We start from the raw sequence: 17,543 nt of genomic DNA on the forward strand, positions 1-17,543 counted from the left end.
ATAACTGTCTGTGTATTACGTATCGAGCATATCCCACTCGTCACCGAGCATCCAGCGTATAGCAGACAGCTTGCCGTTGATCATCCCCCACTCGAAGTCAGTCCACGGCCCCAGCGCCTCCGCGCCGAGTTCCTCCTCCGCGCTCCTCATAGCAGCTAGCATTCCCTCCCAAATCGAATCGACCACAAGCTTCCGCCGCTCTTCCGGCGCAGCTCTGTCCCACTCCTCCTTAGCCACCACCCTTTCTTCCCCATCCTCGACGTTAGCGATGATGTTCCACTTCCTGTTGTACCAAACTTGAGTAGTCAGTTTCTGCTCTGCTTCGAGCAACTCGGATAGCTGTCTAGGAGCTTGACTGTATTCGCGCTCAAACCTGGTTTCTTCGATCAATTCGCTGGCGAATTCGCTGAGCAGTGTGCTTAGGTTGGTTGAATATCTCGATCTCACGCCATCGAAAAGGGCTTCTAAATCCGGGTGTGGCAAACGTGTATCTGCTCCCTGACGGCTAAAGTCGTGGATGTTATGAGTCACGAACGCGAACACGTCGTCACTCTGACGCGCAGCCAGAGCATCAATGTAGGTCTCGATGATGATTGCATCTCCCATGCCATTCATCTGACGGTGGAAAGGGGCAATCTTGGCGATAGCTCGGTCAGCTGCACGCAGCTTAATACTGTCACTTACGGGCACAGGCTGAGAGTCGGCAAAGAGTTTTTCAATGAGGTCTACCGCCTCGTTTACTGCCTCGCCGCCAGTCGCCACGCGGTGATCCACTTCGTTTAGCTGCCGGATCGTAGCCTCACGGCCATCTTCAGGTGCGAACTGCATAATTGCCTCTCGAACCCTCTTGAAGTGACTCGAAAGGCTGGCTCTACTCGCGGCCATCACTCGGTCGCGATTCCGTGCAAATTCATCGATAACAATCTGCGGCACAACGAGTACTACTTCGTCTGCCTCGCTCATCGCGGATAGGGCATCCAACAGCGGAAGGTGGCGGGGATCTTTTGTGAGGTCGAGCCATACACACGTATCTATTAACAATTTCAGGGTCATTCGCGCTCCTTCCTCGTCTGAGAAACTACCCGCAATCCGTCCTGGCCGAACGCCTCAGCCGTCTGACGCAGCAAAATAGCCAGTTCAGCCGGGTCGCCGTCTAGGCGAACTTCGGCAAGCAACTCCGCTGCGTAGGAAGGAATAGCATGGAAATACTCCACCATGGCCTTGTCATGTGATCTGTCTTTCATCTCACCTGTCCTCTATGCTGAGAGTTCAATACAAGGCTTCTCGGTGTACATCCAAGACATCTGCAACAAGAAGATAAATTTAGTGACCGACAATGGTTTGAATTCGTGCCTGCAAAGCCACGGACAATTCGGCTATTCCTTGCGCGTTCGCATGATAACGAATAAATCGTAGATGCCGTAGATCAAACGGTATGTCGTGCTCAGCTTGAGCTATTAGTATGACTTCTCTACCCAGAGTATGCGCAATCCCAGCCTCATAAAAGACGTTAGGGTTTCTACCTGTGCAATCACACACCACAACACGCGCTCTATCTATTAAAGCAACTACATCCTGAATTACGGCTGGATTCTCCCAAATATCATCGGCACGACGACAACGAAGGCCAGCCCCTTCTGCGGCCAACTGAATACCGTTGTAGACCGGATTAAAAGCAGCATCAAATGGCATCATTACAGAGACCAGCATCGCTTCAATGCTCTCATGTTCTGAAATCTGAAATACCGTAGGCCGTTGGCGTCTCGGCCTAACCGTTCTAAGCAAAAATCGATAAAGATCAATATCCTTAACAGCCCAATGATTCCTAGAGAACTCAAAATCCTTTGGCATATCAAGTGCCATTCTATTTTTGTATATAAATGAGTTATGAATAACTGGCACCTCACTGTCTAATGAATACTCAAAAGATATATCACCACCTACTATTCTTGCTCTATTTATTTGACCAACGTAAGCAACCTCATCCCGCGTTCCTTCTTGCATAAACAGACACGGAAGGGCTATAAGTCTATCCAGCGATGGAATATTATTTTCTCTAAAAATTTGAGATATGTGGCTATCCGTATATTCAAAAACCCGGCCAATCTCCATCGATTCTTGCCCAGAGTCCCACTCAACCGATCTCATAATAAGATTAAACATATCCCCCCCCTAAATCATGCCATTGACAGAAGCATCTACGCATCTTTCCTTGCAACCCATTGCGTATGTTCTCGGGAAAAAGCATTTTCCGCATCCCCCACAAATACAGAAAACTTTTCATCTGTATTTGGCTGCTTCGCTTCTTCTTTTACCAACCCTATCTCGTGAGACGTTAAAGAGTACGAGGCCGCTAATTCAGAAAATCGCTTTGCTTGCATCCAACTTAAAATACTTGCAGCCGCTGCTACGAAAACATCAGTTGGCCAAAAAGGCACCTCTACGTTAGCAACCCGCACCACAGCACAAACAACAGCGAAGGTATTGACCGTTATCAGAACCCAAAAAAAATACCGAGCTCTCCTACGATTGAATTTAGCTTTGTTGGCATACCATGCATGTTGATCTCCAATCCTGCTTTTCACATATATTTCTTTGCGTTTACTTAATGTTTCGCACCGGATCTGCTCCATCTTAGGAGAAACTTGGATACCTTCAAGGTGGTCAGTGAGCGCCCGGCAAACCTCTCGATTTTGTTCAATTATTGCTTTAAGTGTCAGACGAAAATCTTTCCGAGCGCTTTCATCGTCTCCCTGGAACGGTTCAGCTCGACACACATAGCGCCAAGTTATCGTCTTTATAGATTCTGCGACCGCTCTGCCACCGTACCAAAGCTTTTCTGGCCTAACACTAAACAAATAGATAGAGCACGCCAAAGCTCCTAAAAGAGCAAAGACCTGCAAGGCTGCTACAGTCCAGTGTGGAAAGCTTACTATTGATAATAATGCGGCGAGAACCAAGGTAATAAGATGGCACCTTAAAGCTAAGAAAAATTGCGACTGCGACTTTAACGAAAGTTCATTAGCAGACCGATAGAGGGCAGGGAAATCTTTATCTTCCATATATTCTCCGATCACTTATATCCGAGACTTCTATAAACTTCGTCTTTATAATGCCAGTCATCATTCGGCTGCTTAGTCCAATTAGCAAGCGCATGGGCAACAATTTTTGGTGAAAAAGGAACAAAGATAGCTCCTACATTTCGAATAATAGGCGGGCATTTTGCTTCTACCACGCTACGTGCGCCATCCAAATTTATGCCTATGATTCTGCATTTTTTTTCTAACGCGACTTCCATTTCCCATCTTACATATTTGTGCTTGTTACGTGTATCAGAACCAATAAGCACAGCAAACGTTCCTGCCATATCTATGCGCTCGCGACACTTACGTTTTATATATGCCTCATCGCTTGAATTTATTTCTTGTGAAAGCTGGCAATTAGTGAAACTGAAATCAATATGTTCGTGTTGTTTCCACGCAAGCATTAATCGATAATAGTGAATGTCCGTACTACTAAATCCTACAAATGTTCTTGGTAGCCCCATTACTATCTTCTCCACGTCTCGGAAAACCACAGCATTTTTTTATACTTAAGGACTCTAGCGCGATACCGGCCTAATGCCACGTCTTTTTTGGATTGCGCAATCCAAAAAAGCGTTTTCGCCTGCCAATTGCTAGCAGCGGCAACATCGCCTTAGACACAGGGCTTTACTGTGCCCTCGATGGAGTCATGAAGCTGTGTCGTGCGCAGTCAGCAAGATTGTGCCCTGATACGGCCCTCTGGAAATGGCAAAACTCAAAAGCCCCCTCAAATTGGAGATGATGTGCATGCCCAATTGGCCATAATTTTTCTAAAATGGCGTTACGAAAAAATGCTGCAACCGGTCTTAGGCGCCGCTCCTATCTCCGTTCATAAACAACATTGCTCATAACAGCCAAAACTTTCCCTTGTAGCTCACGAAACTCCCTCATCAATGCATCAACGTCCGCTGCCGGGGCACCATGCCCGCGTTTCTCTGCCAACCACATTTTCAGCAAGCCTGCCACCCGCCCAAGGTCGCCGTTTACTTTCCCAAGCTCCGCAACCGCCTTCAGGTCAAGTGCGGATCGAATGGGCCTGTTGCGGCCTACAGCGGACAGATAGGCGGACAATGACATGTTAGTTTGCCTGGCCTTGTCCTCGATCTCTGCGCGCTCGTCCTCCGACACCCACACCTTGATGGGCGGCAACTTCCGTCGAGGGGTGTGCTTCTCCTTTTTCTCCATGCTGTACCTCTCCAGCTTTTCAATTGTCGCGGCAGCGACGGCAAGCCTCGCAGAGCAAGATCCGTCGAGCCGCAGGCGAGTAAGGGGCGGTGGTGGGGGTCGTAGCTGCGAAGCAGCGTAGGCCCACAACACATATCTTGCCGTCTGTCTGAGTGCAACTCAAAGAAATTTAATGCTAATGGCCGTTTCGGTAACGCAAGTTGCCTTGAATTTCCTTGAATTTCGTTCATTTTTCCTTAGTTGCCTAGAGTTGCATTAATCTAAGCAGGAGTTTCCTAAAATTGCCTTGAATTTACTTAATCGACCAACTTTAACTGAACGGATCACACAGGGCGGAGAAAGCACAGGAGTGGCGACCAACATGCCGGGGCCGCGCTTCGTTCTTAGCGACGCCAATCCAGATGTGGTCAGAAATTCCAGCGGTCGCTAAAATCTCCGTGATCACAATCGGTTAAGGCCGAAATGGCACCAAAAAAGGAGCACTATAATTGGCTAGAAAAACCCTTTCCGAGCGACGAGCTGACGCGCTTTCTGAGCTAGAGATGGCTAAGGCAAGGCTTGCAAAGCTCGACAATGAGGCAGCAGAAAGAATCGGAAGAATTGCAATAAAATCAGGATTGGTTAATCTTGAGCTTACGGACGATCAGATCCGGGAAGAATTCGATAGAATCGTCGAAGGGATCAGCAAGAGGAATTGATCATGAAGACAGCTCACCGCATCAGCGCTTTGGCCAATCAACTCAATGAACTGCAAGCCTGCCTAGGTCGAGCCAGCGGGCAATCTAGTAAGCCCGTTGTGGAAGCCCAGCGCATTGCGGCCGAGCTAGCTTCTTCACTCGAAGAGTGGCACCTAGAGACGCTGCACATCCCTGAGACTGAACGTAGCCTTTATCGCGCTCAGAATCCTTATTACGCGGCCCACTGACGCCGCGCACAAACTTATCAAAAGCTCACTTTGGTGGGCTTTTTTTTGTCCGCAAAAAGCATCAAACCGGACAGCTAAGTATTCTTCCTCATGAAAGAAAAACCCTAGACAGGTCAGATGGTTGGCATCATTGCAAAGGATGATTGACGGACAGTTTCCGGACGCAAGTCATTGAAATATATGCGGATAAGTATCTATCCGCATATTCAAAACCACCCCGTATCGGACAATAATCAGACCTCAGATTACGACAAAATGAGGTATTCGGCATGGAAATGGAATCGCGAAAAACGTCAGCTTATGTCGCTCGGGTATTTGGCCGTGGCGCAGCGCTAGCTGTGGCAATGGCAACCACAGGCCTTGGTGTAGGCCTCTACATCACACCTGCACCGGCTTACGCCATCTACTGCTCTAACTGCTCGACGTTCTATCAACAGATGTTCGAGTACGCCGAACAGGTCAACACGGCGCTGAACACCGCCGAGCAACTGCAAACGCAGATTCAGCAGTACCAAAACATGGTCACTCAGGGCACGGGCCTGCCCGATTCGATGTTTGGCAGCATTGCGGCTGACTTGAAAAGCGTGGTCAACATCTACAACCGTTCGCAGGCCTTGGGCCGTCAAATCCAGAACATGGATTCGCAGTTCAACACGGCTTTCCCCGGCTTCGATTCCTACCTGAATCAAGCAGCGAACTCGGCAGAGGTCCCGGCGCAGGATCGCTATCAAAAGTGGTCGCAACAGGGCCGCGACAACGTGAAAACGGCGATGGAAGCGGCAAATCTCAATACCAGCACGTTCGAGCCTGAAGACGCCCAGCTTGCTCGCATGGTGGCCCGTTCGCAGTCAGCCGTAGGCCGCATGCAAGCTATTCAGGCGGGCAACGAAATCGCCTCGCAGAACGTGCAGCAACTGCAAAAACTGCGGGATCTGATGGCCACCCAAATCAACATGCAGGGCAACTACATGGCCCAGCAAGGCGACCGACAGGCCGTTAGCGAAGCGGCTGAACAGCAGTTTGAAGCGCGGAAAAACACACGCGGCGGCGTGAAGGAGTACTGAGAATGACTATTTCGAAATGGCTAATCGCGTTGATGTGCGCCGGGTCCGCACTGACCGGTTACATGGTTGCCGTGGTGGTTCAAAGCAACATCGAATGTACTGCGATGGCTGAGCAACAACGGCAACAGCGTGACGCTGATGCGTCGTTTGAGGCGCGCCCCAACACTCGCGGCGGCGTGAAGGGGTACTAGCTATGGATCGTCGTCTTTTGTTGTTCCTCGCCTTGGCGAGTGTGTTCATGGCCGGAAATGCTATGGCCGCGACCGACCTTTCCCATGCCGATACATCGGTTCAGGGCCTACTCGACCTAGTTTTGCAACAGTCGCACCAGTGGTCAGCGAAGCTGTATGACTATGCGATCAGACTGTTCTGGCTGCTGGCCTCGATCCAGTTTATTTGGACGTTCATGCCTCTAGTAATGAAGCAAGCCGACTTCGGCGAGATTGTCGGCGAGCTGCTGCGCTTCGTGCTGGTGATCGGTTTCTTCCTTGCAGTCATGAAGTACTCAGTGGAGTGGTCGACGGCCATCGTCGATAGTTTCCGCGATGCAGCGGCATCAGCGAGCGGCCTCGGGCGTGCATTAGAACCCGGCGATATGCTTGCAGTTGCGCTGGATTTTGGCCGCACAATGGTAGAGGGCATTTCAGTATTTTCTCCGGCCAAGGGACTTCTGATCGCTGTATGCGCAATTCTTGTGCTGGCATGTTTCGCATTCATCGCTGCATTCATGTTTGTCACGCTCGTAGAGGCCTACGTAATCATCAACGCATCCGTGCTGTTCTTGGGCTTTGGTGGCTCGCAATGGACGCGGGAATTTGCAATTGCGCCAATGCGTTTCACCGTCGCGATTGGTGCAAAGCTATTTGTATTGACTCTGATTGTCGGCCTGGTTGTACAGTCGGCTAAGCAGTGGTTAGCAGCCTATACCAATGATGAAGCGTCATTGATGACGATGGTCGGCTTGGCCTTGGTGTGCTGCTATCTGACCAAGACTATTCCTGACCTGATCGGCGGCATGATTAGCGGCACGTCCATGGGCGGTGGCTCAGCCATTGGCGGGATGGCGGTGGCCGGGGCAGCCGGTGCGGCTGCGGCGGCTGCCACCATCGCCACGGCCGGGGCGGCCGCTCCGGCTGCTGCCGGTGCTCTTGGCGCTGCCGGTACTGGCGGCGCTGCTGGGGCCGGTGTAGCGGGTGCAGGTGGAATTGGCGGCGGCGGTCTGGCTTCTGCGATCAATTCCAGTTTTGCCGGTGGTGGTGCGCCCGCAGCGGCGGCGACTCACGGCGGTGCGGCCGCTGGGCTCGGCGCGAGCACGGGCGGCCAAGCGGCCGCCCAAGGTGCGTCGTCGGCCGGTGCCCGCGTAGGTGGCAGTGCCGCCCCTCAATCACCGGGCACGGCTCCGCAGCAGCCTAGCAGTGGTGTCCAGCAGGCGACCAAGCAGGCCGGGAGAGCGGCGCAGGACAGAAACGACAAAGACCAGCAAGGGGCACCAAAAGGGGGAGTTGTTGGCTCTGGCAACGCCCTTTCCCAAGCGGCCAACGCTAGCGCAAAAGCGCTCGGTGTGATGACCTCGATGGCAGTGCCGGGCATGGAGAATGCGCACTCTCTGTCTCTTGGTGCAGGATCTCCGCCGCCTGTTCCCGATGGTGCCAGCTCGACCGTTCCAACCAATGGCGCGGAAACAACCGTGGAAGCTGCACAAACGGAATCTAACGTCATCCGTCCATCCTCGGACGAAAGCCCCGCCACAAGTCGCCTAGCCTCGCTCAATGTGCCCGGCACGGCATCAAACAACGACAACTCGGAGAAATAACCATGATGGACATACTGATGTTCGCTGGATTCGTAGTATTCGCATCGACATTTGCCATCGGCATGTGGGCGCTCGGCCGATGGCTACGTAGCAAGGGCTACGGGCCGCAACTCGATAGTCTAGATCGCCAGTACACGGCCTTGCAGCTTCGAGTGAACCCGCTCGCATTGTCGGCGTCCTATCGCATGTTTGCTGGGGCACAGGCTATGAATCGTCTACCTTTGCTGGGCAGCAAGAATAACGCAGCCCTGAATCAGCAGGCGTTGATGGCCATCCAAGCCGCGCAGGAAGCACAGAAGCAAGAGAGTCCCGGCAAGCAGTGATCACTGACGAGACCCACACAACCCCGCCTAAGTGCGGGGTTTTACTTTCCAAACGCAGCCTCGTGATTGCATCAGGTTCACTCCCCGTCAGTTGGTCGTTCTGTCAGTCCCAGCACAAGCCCAAAGCCTCCGCACCTGCGGTGCTGCGTGTCCCGTGGACAACGCTTTGCGTTGACACACCGGACTTGCGGCTACTCGCGATATTTCATCACGGGGCTACTCCCGGCTGCGCCGATCAAAAGCGCGAGGGCTTCGCCATTAGTAATACGCACGAACCTGTCTCAGCTCCGTCTATTACACCACCTGTAAGGCCCTGAGCTGCATTCTGAGCGATTTTTTGGCTACAGCACCCGATGGCCATCCCGCATCATTTAAAAGCGTTATGGCGGCTCCTAAGACCTTCTGATTGGTCGTTCACCCCGAGATCTTCTCTTTAGTGCGTCTTCGGATGCCGCAGACGGCGCGATGCACTTGGTGGTTTAGGTGGTGTGTGTGTTCGAGGGAGCCGCCCTTCCTTTTGGTGCCCAACGGCCGCAGGCCGACCAACAGCAGCAAGCGATGAGCTGCGCCACCAGGGCGCGGCGCTTCGCGCGCATGATAGAGATTCTTAGAGAATCTTGGATGGAATTTGCGAACGGCCCGCAAGGCCCCGCCGTTGCTAGGTTTCCAGAAACAGGCCGGGTGCCGTTAAACAGGGGTTTGGGTACTGTTAAACAGGGGGTTAGGTGCCGTTAAACAGGGGGGCGCGGCATTACACTCGGATGCATTGGGTCGCCTGATTTCCCATTTTCCCTTAGCATACTCGTCCAGCCTCCAACCCACGGCAGCAAGCTCGGCCAGCGCTTTGCGTGCCGTCTGGCGACGTTTTTTGATGGTATTCGGGTTCGCCGGTTCATCCGGCCAGACATAGCCGCATAGCGTGTCCAGCTCTACCCGCCCCGACTTGCCGAGGTCGATCCAGCCGCATAGACGTTGATGAATCAGGCGGGCGGGGTCGGTCTGTAGCTTTCTTACTTCGGCCATATCTATGCGGATGTGCTGCCCACCCATGATTGCGCGAGCAATAAGGGGGTTCAATGCCACATACAGCTTGCCTTCCTGCTCATCACTTGCGTACTCGGATAGCAAACGGAAGCCCTGCCGCTTCCTTCCATTTTGCGCAATGATAGAGACCTTCCAGAGCCTCTCAATGCAATCGCGTACTGGCCTAGTATTGTCGATGTCCGCATAGCCAACCTCACGGGCCAGCGACCGATAGCTACCCTTGACTACCATCGCATCCTGCTGGACCGCTTCCCACTTAGGTTCGAGAAATAGCCGGAGCTGCCGACCTGCTTCTGTCTGAGGATCGGAAGAAAGCACAAGACCGCAAGGTCCAGCCATAGCAACCAGTCCTTGCAGAATACGCAGATCGTCGGCCCCCAGCGGTTCCGGCCCACTGAACTCGATACGCTTGCCATTGCCGTAGTCATAGACAACGTCCAGTTTGCTGCGCTTGCGTTCGCCACGTTTGAGGCTACGGAACAGGCCGGGTGCCAGACAATGCACCGGGTCGTGCCGGGCGTGAGTCAAGTCATGCTTGCTCACGTTGACGCACCTTTCCGCTGTCCTGCTTAACGTCCAACAACTCCACCGGCAGCAAAACGCCGCCGTCGCGGCGTTGATACCATTGGTCGTGCGGAGTAGCGTCGTAATTCTGTTTGCTGACACCAAAACGGACAAAGAAGCCGCGCCGGTCGTTGTCGATGGGCTGACGGTCATAGGAGCGGTCGCTCAGGCTCTTGGCCTCGTCCTCGGTCATCTTTGCGACGAAGCCGCACCAGCGGGCATTGTCGATTAGAGCGGATGCGCCTCGTGCTGCCTGCTGTTGATCCGTCTGCCCCTCTCGGGCGCTACCTTTGCTAACGTGGTGCAGGTACAGAACTGAGGCCCCGGTACACGCCGCAATGTGCTCCAGCGTAGAAACAAGTCGTGCCATGTCGCCGTTGCTGTTCTCGTCCCTGTCGTGAATGCGGCTCAGGGTATCCAGCACGATCAACCGGGCACCGGCGCAAAACTCAATGACGCGGGCAAGGTGCCGCTCATCCATCACATTCAAGCGCTTACCCATGATCGGCTCAAGGGTGAGGTTCTGCGCGATGACTTCCCGTGACTGCTGGTTCAGATGCTGACCGATGGCATGGATACGGCGCACCAGTGCGACTTCCGGGTCTTCTCCAGCGAAATAGACGACGCGACCAGCTTTCGCAGGTGCAAGCCCTACCAAGTCACCACCGGCCGCTCTGCTTTCAACGGTTGCGCCACAGGCAACGGACATTGCCGCCTCCAGCGCCCAGAAGCTCTTACCAGTGGCTCCGGGAGCTACCAAGGCTCCCACTGTGCCTGCAAGGAAGCCGGGCCATATGAAGTCAAGTGAGGGCGGCTCGTTCTCGAAAGCTGCCCGTAAGTCAATCGCCACAATTCAGGCCCCCATTCCGGGCCGGGGAGCCGGGCCGGTCCCCTTGCACGCATCAATCCATTCCTCCACTTCCCCCAAATCCCAGACCACCTTACGGCTGCTAAGAGCAATACGCCGAGGGAATTTTCCCTGCTTTTCAAAGTTGTAGATCGTGCGCTCGCACAACGGGATCATTGCCAGCAACTGTTTCTTGCTGATCAGGACTTTTCTCGATTCTTTCTCCACACCGAATACCTCGTTTCGTGATCATTCGAGGTTCGATTATTGCCCCACATTTCCGGTATTTTCCAGCATTTTTAGACGATTTTTCCATACAAATCAATCACTTAAGTGTCCGTCAAACGTCCAGTTTCGGGACGGGGATAATCACCCAATCTCTTGTTTTATCGGTAGTTTTTTTAAACGAAATTCAGAGAAAAAAAGTGTCCCTAAAACGTGCGTTTCGGGACAAAAAAAAAGCCCACCGAAGTGGGCGTTTCGCCACAAACGAATGGGCGCCATGTACTCTGTAGTCCACGAAGCTCGGTATCAGCCCTCGGAGCGCGGTCTCCTAAGCGTCCACTCGTCGATCATGTCCGCCCAATCCTGCAGCATCGCCCGACGCTGATCTCGATATTCGGCCTTGTTGTAAACCGCTCGCACACCCTTCTGTTCGTGTGCGAGGCACTTCTCGATCCAATCGGTGTTATAGCCAGCCTCATGTAACAATGTGCTGGCAGTCCGTCGCAAGTCGTGCGGCCCGAACTTGCCTAGCGACTGCCCCTCTTTCTGGGCGAGGCGATAGGTCAGCGTTAGCACTTGATTGAGAGTGGCACTGCTCATCGGTAAGTCAGAGTCATAGCGCGATGGAAGAACATATTCCGAGCCACCCGCAAAGGTTTTCAGGGCAATGAAAATATCAAGCGCTTGCCTGGACAGGAACACCAAATGCGGATTACGGCGCTTCATCCGCTCTTTGGGAACTGTCCAGACTGCTTCGCTGAAATTGATTTCGCTCCAAGTCGCATTGGTCAGTTCACTTTTGCGAACCATGGTTAGCAACAGCAACTTAGCCGCAACACGCACCGAAGAAGCGGTACCAATGCGTTCCATGTACTGATACATCAAGGCGATTTCATCAGGAGTCAAGGCCCGGTCGCGCGGCTCGAATTTTGCGATGCTGGTAGGCCGTACTAGATCAGCCGGGTTCTCAACCTTCTGACCACGTTCGATTGCCCATCGAAAGACCTGCATCACAATCTCTCGCGAGTGAACTGCTGTTGCCGGAGCACCTCGCTCCACGATGCTGTCAGTCAGCGCTCGCAGGTCCTCATGCGTAATTTCAGCGAGTTTCTGGTTGCCAAATTTCGGCTTTAGCTCTCGTTCGAAAACCGAGCGTCGCATATCGCGGGTGGAATCAGCCATTTGGTACCCACGCAGCCATTTTTCAGCCCAAGCGCCGAACGTCTCCGCATCCCTGACGCGGCCCTTTTCTCTGGCCTTCTCTTTGGCTGGTGACTTCCCAGCGGCGATCATCTTTTTTGCCTCGCCGAGTCGTTCCCGGGCTTCCGCTAGGGTGATGCCCCCTACACCGTAACGGCCGAAGGTGATGGTCTCCTGCCTACCGTGGATCGAGTAGTTGTAGCGGAATGAAATCGACCCCGCCGGGGTGATGGCTACATAGAGACCGTCACGGTCGTTCACTTTGTACAGCTTGTCTTTCGGCTTGATGTTACGCAGCTTGGTATCGGTCAGCATGGTCAGGGCGGGTTTCCTCTAAAAAATACCATGTTCACTCCGCATCGCATTAATCTCATAAAAACCTTACAAATCAATACTTTAACGTAAATCAATACCATGCCAATCTGATTAGGAGCGACATGGTATCGAGCGCCGAACATGGCATTAGGGTCAGGTCGTACCATCTACCATGCCATAAAAACGGGGTGCTTGGCGATGCGAAAACTTGCCAGATAGTGCGGAGCCGAAAACGCAAAAAGCCCGCAATTACGCGGGCTTCAGGGGTGTTTCATGCCACTTGCTGCTGGTCTATGCCGGACGCAGGATCATTCCCACTCAATGGTCGCTGGCGGCTTACCGCTGATGTCATACACCACACGGGAAATGCCGTTGACTTCATTGATGATACGGTTAGACACGCGGCCTAAGAAGTCGTACGGCAGATGCGCCCAGTGCGCAGTCATAAAGTCGATGGTTTCGACAGCACGCAGGGAAACCACCCAGTCGTACTTACGGCCATCGCCCATCACGCCAACGGAGCGAACTGGCAGGAATACGGTGAATGCCTGGCTCACTTTGTTGTACAGATCGGCTTTGTGCAGCTCTTCGATGAAGATGGCATCAGCGCGACGCAGCAGGTCGCAGTACTCTTTCTTCACTTCGCCCAGCACGCGCACGCCGAGGCCAGGTCCCGGGAACGGATGGCGATACAGCATGTCGTACGGCAGGCCCAGTTCGAGACCAATCTTACGTACTTCATCTTTGAACAGCTCGCGCAGCGGTTCAACGAGGCCCATTTTCATCTCTTTCGGCAAGCCGCCCACGTTGTGGTGGGATTTAATGACGTGTGCCTTACCGGTTGCAGATGCCGCAGACTCGATGACGTCAGGGTAGATAGTCCCCTGTGCCAGCCACTTCACATCTTCCAGCTTCAGCGCTTCTTCATCAAATACTTCAACAAACACGCGACCGATGATTTTACGTTTTGCTTCCGGGTCATTTTCACCTTTCAGCGCGCTCAGGAAACGTTCTTCACCTTCAACGTGAACAATGTTCAGGCCGAAACGATCGCCGAACATGTCCATCACCTGCTGAGCTTCATTCAGGCGCAGCAGGCCGTTATCAACGAATACGCAGGTCAGGTTTTTACCAATAGCGCGGTGCAGCAACATCGCGGTAACGGAAGAGTCCACGCCACCGGACAGACCGAGGATCACTTTATCGTCGCCAACCTGCTGACGGATGCGCTCAATAGCATCTTCGATAATTTTTGCCGACGTCCACAGCGCTTCACACTGGCAGATCTCAAGCACAAAGCGCTCAAGCATACGCAAACCCTGACGAGTGTGAGTCACTTCCGGGTGGAACTGCACGCCGTAGAAACGCTTCTCTTCGTTAGCCATAATGGCGAACGGGCAGGTTTCGGTGCTGGCAACGGTGACGAAGTCAGACGGGATGGCGGTAACTTTATCACCGTGGCTCATCCAGACGTCCAGCATAGCCTTGCCATCTGCGCTCAGCGCATCTTCAATGCCGTGGATCAGCGCGCTATCGGTCTGAACTTCAACCTGCGCATAGCCAAATTCGCGCTCATTAGAGGCTTCAACGTGGCCGCCCAGCTGCATCGCCATGGTCTGCATGCCGTAGCACACGCCAAATACCGGTACGCCAGCTTCAAACACATACTGCGGCGCGCGCGGACTGTTATTTTCAGTGGTACTTTCCGGGCCGCCGGAAAGAATAATGCCGTTAGGGTTGAACTCACGAATTTGAGCTTCAGTGACGTCCCATGCCCACAGTTCGCAATAGACACCTAATTCACGAACGCGACGCGCCACCAGCTGGGTGTACTGAGAACCGAAGTCCAGAATAAGAATACGATGTTTATGAATGTTATCCGTCATTGACGATAATTCCGAGGCAAGTGATACAGGTTAAATAAATCGCCCGGCGCATGGCCGGGCGAAGAAAATCAGGAGCCCATGCGGTAGTTAGGCGATTCCTTGGTGATCGTCACGTCGTGAACGTGGCTCTCCTGGATACCCGCGCCGCTGATGCGCACGAATTCCGCTTTGGTCCGTAGGGTGTCGATGGTACCACAACCGGTCAGACCCATACAGGAGCGCAAGCCGCCCATCTGCTGGTGAATGATCTCTTTCAGGCGACCTTTATAAGCGACGCGACCTTCGATACCTTCCGGTACCAGTTTGTCGGCGGCGTTATCGGTCTGGAAGTAGCGGTCAGAAGAGCCTTTGGACATCGCGCCAAGGGAACCCATACCGCGGTAAGATTTGTAAGAACGACCCTGATAGAGTTCGATTTCGCCCGGAGACTCTTCGGTACCGGCCAACATGGAGCCAACCATTACGGCAGCAGCGCCTGCGGCAATCGCTTTGGCGATATCGCCAGAGAAACGGATTCCGCCGTCAGCAATAACCGGAATACCGGTGCCTTCCAGCGCTTCAACCGCGTCAGAAACAGCGGTAATCTGCGGAACGCCCACGCCGGTCACGATACGAGTCGTACAGATGGAACCTGGGCCGATACCCACTTTGACCGCGCTGCAGCCCGCTTCCGCCAGGGCACGTGCGCCTGCGCCGGTAGCCACGTTACCGCCGATGATTTGCAGGTCAGGATATTTGGCACGCGTATCACGGATACGCTGCAGCACGCCTTCAGAATGGCCATGGGAAGAGTCGATCAGCAGAATGTCAACGCCCGCGGCAACCAGCGCATCAACACGCTCTTCGTTGCCTGCACCCGCACCAACCGCCGCGCCTACGCGCAGGCGACCATGCTCATCTTTACAGGAGTTTGGCTTACGTTCTGCTTTCTGGAAGTCTTTAACGGTGATCATGCCGCGCAGATGGAAACTATCGTCAACAACCAGCGCTTTCTCAACACGTTTTTCGTGCATTTTGGCAAGCACTACTTCGCGGGTTTCACCTTCACGCACGGTGACCAGGCGCTCTTTCGGCGTCATATAAACGCTGACTGGCTGGTTCATGTCAGTAACGAAACGCACGTCACGACCGGTGATGATACCAACCAATTCATTGTCTTCAGTCACTACCGGATAACCGGCAAAACCGTTGCGTTCAGTCAGCTCTTTGACTTCACGCAAAGTGGTTGTCGGCAGGACAGTCTGCGGGTCGGAAACCACGCCGGATTCATGTTTTTTCACGCGCTTAACTTCTTCAGCCTGGCGCTCAATGGACATGTTTTTATGAATAAAGCCGATGCCGCCTTCCTGTGCCAGGGCAATCGCCAGACGCGCTTCAGTCACGGTATCCATTGCAGCGGAAAGCATAGGAATGTTCAGACGAATAGTTTTCGTCAGCTGAGTGCTGAGATCGGCGGTATTTGGCAAAACGGTTGAATGTGCTGGAACGAGGAGGACGTCGTCAAACGTCAGGGCTTCTTTAGCGATACGTAGCATGGGCAATATCTCGACCTGGGTGGATAAATATTGCCGTGGCATTATACAGAGCGTAACCGATTGCATCTACCCTTTTTTGCAAATAATACTTGCGATCCCCTCTCAGCAGGTTACTATCGACTGAATAACCTGCTGATTTAGAATTTGATCTTGCTCACATGTTGCCATCTCAATCCCCCTCAATTTACACGGTTAGCCGCCTAAACCAGTCGGTTCGTTTGCTGCTGGAACGTGAAATGGGTCAGGTGTGGATTAGCGGCGAGATCTCGAATTTCAGCCAGCCCTCTTCAGGTCACTGGTACTTCACTTTAAAAGACGATAACGCCCAGGTTCGCTGCGCGATGTTCCGCAACAGCAACCGCCGCGTGACGTTTCGTCCGCAGCATGGGCAACAGGTGTTGGTTCGCGCCAACATTACGTTGTATGAACCACGCGGTGATTATCAAATTATCGTCGAAAGCATGCAGCCTGCGGGTGAAGGCCTGCTTCAGCAGAAATATGAACAGCTTAAGGCAGCATTGGCTGCGGAAGGACTGTTCGATCAACAGCATAAACAAGCACTCCCCGCTCCAGCACACTGCGTCGGCGTCATTACGTCGAAAACCGGGGCCGCGCTGCACGATATTTTACACGTACTTAAGCGTCGCGATCCCTCTCTGCCGGTGATTATCTACCCGACCGCCGTTCAGGGCGAGGACGCTCCGGGACAAATCGTTCGCGCCATTGAGCTTGCCAACGCACGTAATGAATGCGACGTGTTAATTGTCGGGCGCGGAGGCGGTTCACTGGAAGATTTATGGAGCTTTAACGACGAGCGGGTAGCCCGGGCTATTTTTGCCAGTCGTCTTCCAGTAGTCAGCGCTGTGGGTCATGAAACCGATGTGACCATTGCTGATTTTGTCGCCGATCTGCGCGCGCCAACGCCTTCCGCAGCCGCAGAGATTGTCAGCCGTAATCAGCAGGAGCTACTGCGCCAGCTACAATCCGGACAGCAACGTCTGGAGATGGCGATGGACTACTTCCTTGCCAACCGGCATCGTCGCTTTACCCAGATTTTTCATCGCCTGCAGCAACAGCATCCCCAGCTACGCCTGGCCCGTCAGCAAACAGAGCTGGAAAGATTGCGTCAGCGCATGCGTTTCGCTCTTGAGACGCAGATAAAACGCGCCGACCAGCGCCAGCAGCGTGCCACGCAACGCCTGAATCAACAAAACCCACAGCCGCGTATTCATCGCACCCAGAGCCGTATTCAGCAACTGGAATACCGGCTGGCGGAAAACATCCGCGCCCGTTTAAGCGATCAGCGCGAGCGCTTCGGTAATATGGTGACTCACCTGGAAGCCGTCAGCCCACTGGCCACTCTTGCTCGCGGCTATAGCGTAACGTCCTCCAGCGACGGCAAAGTCTTGAAGCAAACCAAACAGGTACAAGAGGGGGATTTACTCACTACCCGCCTCAACGACGGCTGGGTAGAGAGCGAGGTAAAAACGGTGACATCCGTGAAGAAAACCCGGGCGAAGAAAAAGTAACATCG

General features: G+C 53.4%; 19 protein-coding genes. 7 read left to right on the forward strand and 12 right to left on the reverse strand.

Annotated features, from left to right (window positions below):
* Positions 1–15: 15 nt before the first annotated feature.
* The 6 genes from HV127_RS28465 to HV127_RS28490 form a co-directional block, all read right to left on the reverse strand.
* Positions 16–1,053, reverse strand: coding sequence for a PIN domain-containing protein (locus HV127_RS28465; protein WP_122350181.1), 1,038 nt, complete (start codon positions 1,051–1,053; stop codon positions 16–18).
* On the reverse strand, positions 1,050–1,244 hold the full coding sequence (locus HV127_RS28470) for a transcriptional regulator (RefSeq protein ID WP_122350180.1): 195 nt from the start codon (positions 1,242–1,244) through the stop codon (positions 1,050–1,052). Before HV127_RS28470 ends, HV127_RS28465 begins: the two co-directional genes overlap by 4 nt.
* A gap of 79 nt (positions 1,245–1,323) precedes the next feature.
* Positions 1,324–2,163 (reverse strand): hypothetical protein, encoded by an 840-nt coding sequence (locus tag HV127_RS28475; RefSeq protein ID WP_182240333.1) that lies wholly within the window; start codon positions 2,161–2,163, stop codon positions 1,324–1,326.
* A gap of 35 nt (positions 2,164–2,198) precedes the next feature.
* Complete coding sequence (locus tag HV127_RS28480) at positions 2,199–3,062, reverse strand: DUF4231 domain-containing protein (RefSeq protein ID WP_122349717.1); 864 nt, start codon at positions 3,060–3,062, stop codon at positions 2,199–2,201.
* 11 nt (positions 3,063–3,073) lie between these two features.
* On the reverse strand, positions 3,074–3,547 hold the full coding sequence (locus tag HV127_RS28485; RefSeq protein WP_182240335.1) for a TIR domain-containing protein: 474 nt from the start codon (positions 3,545–3,547) through the stop codon (positions 3,074–3,076).
* A gap of 355 nt (positions 3,548–3,902) precedes the next feature.
* On the reverse strand, positions 3,903–4,268 hold the full coding sequence (locus HV127_RS28490) for a CopG family transcriptional regulator (protein WP_122349715.1): 366 nt from the start codon (positions 4,266–4,268) through the stop codon (positions 3,903–3,905).
* A 488-nt stretch (positions 4,269–4,756) separates the two neighbouring features.
* Here HV127_RS28490 and HV127_RS28495 point away from each other — a divergent pair, with 488 nt between their 5' ends.
* The 6 genes from HV127_RS28495 (at position 4,757) to HV127_RS28520 (ending at position 8,393) form a co-directional block, all read left to right on the forward strand.
* Positions 4,757–4,966 (forward strand): TraC family protein, encoded by a 210-nt coding sequence (locus HV127_RS28495; protein WP_045338571.1) that lies wholly within the window; start codon positions 4,757–4,759, stop codon positions 4,964–4,966.
* A gap of 2 nt (positions 4,967–4,968) precedes the next feature.
* Positions 4,969–5,193, forward strand: coding sequence for a hypothetical protein (locus HV127_RS31870; protein ID WP_045338569.1), 225 nt, complete (start codon positions 4,969–4,971; stop codon positions 5,191–5,193).
* 269 nt (positions 5,194–5,462) lie between these two features.
* Positions 5,463–6,257 (forward strand): P-type conjugative transfer protein TrbJ, encoded by a 795-nt coding sequence (gene trbJ, locus HV127_RS28505; protein WP_182240337.1) that lies wholly within the window; start codon positions 5,463–5,465, stop codon positions 6,255–6,257.
* 2 nt (positions 6,258–6,259) lie between these two features.
* Positions 6,260–6,448 carry a hypothetical protein gene (locus HV127_RS28510; protein ID WP_182240339.1) on the forward strand — a complete coding sequence of 63 codons (189 nt, stop codon included), beginning with the start codon at positions 6,260–6,262 and terminating at the stop codon, positions 6,446–6,448.
* Between the two features lie 2 nt (positions 6,449–6,450).
* The gene (trbL, locus tag HV127_RS28515; protein ID WP_182240341.1) at positions 6,451–8,070 is read left to right on the forward strand and encodes a P-type conjugative transfer protein TrbL; all 1,620 of its coding nucleotides are present in this window, start codon (positions 6,451–6,453) and stop codon (positions 8,068–8,070) included.
* A gap of 2 nt (positions 8,071–8,072) precedes the next feature.
* Positions 8,073–8,393: a hypothetical protein gene (locus tag HV127_RS28520; protein ID WP_182240343.1), complete on the forward strand. Its 321-nt coding sequence runs from the start codon at positions 8,073–8,075 to the stop codon at positions 8,391–8,393.
* Between the two features lie 687 nt (positions 8,394–9,080).
* Here HV127_RS28520 and repC read toward each other — a convergent pair.
* The 6 genes from repC to guaB form a co-directional block, all read right to left on the reverse strand.
* Positions 9,081–9,980 (reverse strand): replication protein C, IncQ-type, encoded by a 900-nt coding sequence (gene repC / locus HV127_RS28525; protein ID WP_182240345.1) that lies wholly within the window; start codon positions 9,978–9,980, stop codon positions 9,081–9,083.
* On the reverse strand, positions 9,967–10,851 hold the full coding sequence (locus HV127_RS28530; RefSeq protein WP_182240347.1) for a helicase RepA family protein: 885 nt from the start codon (positions 10,849–10,851) through the stop codon (positions 9,967–9,969). Before HV127_RS28530 ends, repC begins: the two co-directional genes overlap by 14 nt.
* Before the next feature lie 3 nt (positions 10,852–10,854).
* On the reverse strand, positions 10,855–11,076 hold the full coding sequence (locus HV127_RS28535; protein ID WP_182240349.1) for an AlpA family phage regulatory protein: 222 nt from the start codon (positions 11,074–11,076) through the stop codon (positions 10,855–10,857).
* A 303-nt stretch (positions 11,077–11,379) separates the two neighbouring features.
* On the reverse strand, positions 11,380–12,588 hold the full coding sequence (locus HV127_RS28540; RefSeq protein WP_103714983.1) for a site-specific integrase: 1,209 nt from the start codon (positions 12,586–12,588) through the stop codon (positions 11,380–11,382).
* A 308-nt stretch (positions 12,589–12,896) separates the two neighbouring features.
* Positions 12,897–14,474 (reverse strand): glutamine-hydrolyzing GMP synthase, encoded by a 1,578-nt coding sequence (gene guaA, locus HV127_RS28545; protein ID WP_110272118.1) that lies wholly within the window; start codon positions 14,472–14,474, stop codon positions 12,897–12,899.
* A gap of 68 nt (positions 14,475–14,542) precedes the next feature.
* Complete coding sequence (guaB, locus tag HV127_RS28550) at positions 14,543–16,009, reverse strand: IMP dehydrogenase (RefSeq protein ID WP_110272117.1); 1,467 nt, start codon at positions 16,007–16,009, stop codon at positions 14,543–14,545.
* 158 nt (positions 16,010–16,167) lie between these two features.
* Between guaB and xseA the strand changes: the two genes are divergently transcribed.
* Positions 16,168–17,538 (forward strand): exodeoxyribonuclease VII large subunit, encoded by a 1,371-nt coding sequence (gene xseA, locus HV127_RS28555; RefSeq protein ID WP_182240351.1) that lies wholly within the window; start codon positions 16,168–16,170, stop codon positions 17,536–17,538.
* Positions 17,539–17,543 lie beyond the last annotated feature (5 nt).

Origin of the sequence: Klebsiella sp. RHBSTW-00215, from assembly GCF_014103785.1 — a bacterium.
In the GTDB taxonomy this organism is placed as follows: domain Bacteria; phylum Pseudomonadota; class Gammaproteobacteria; order Enterobacterales; family Enterobacteriaceae; genus Klebsiella.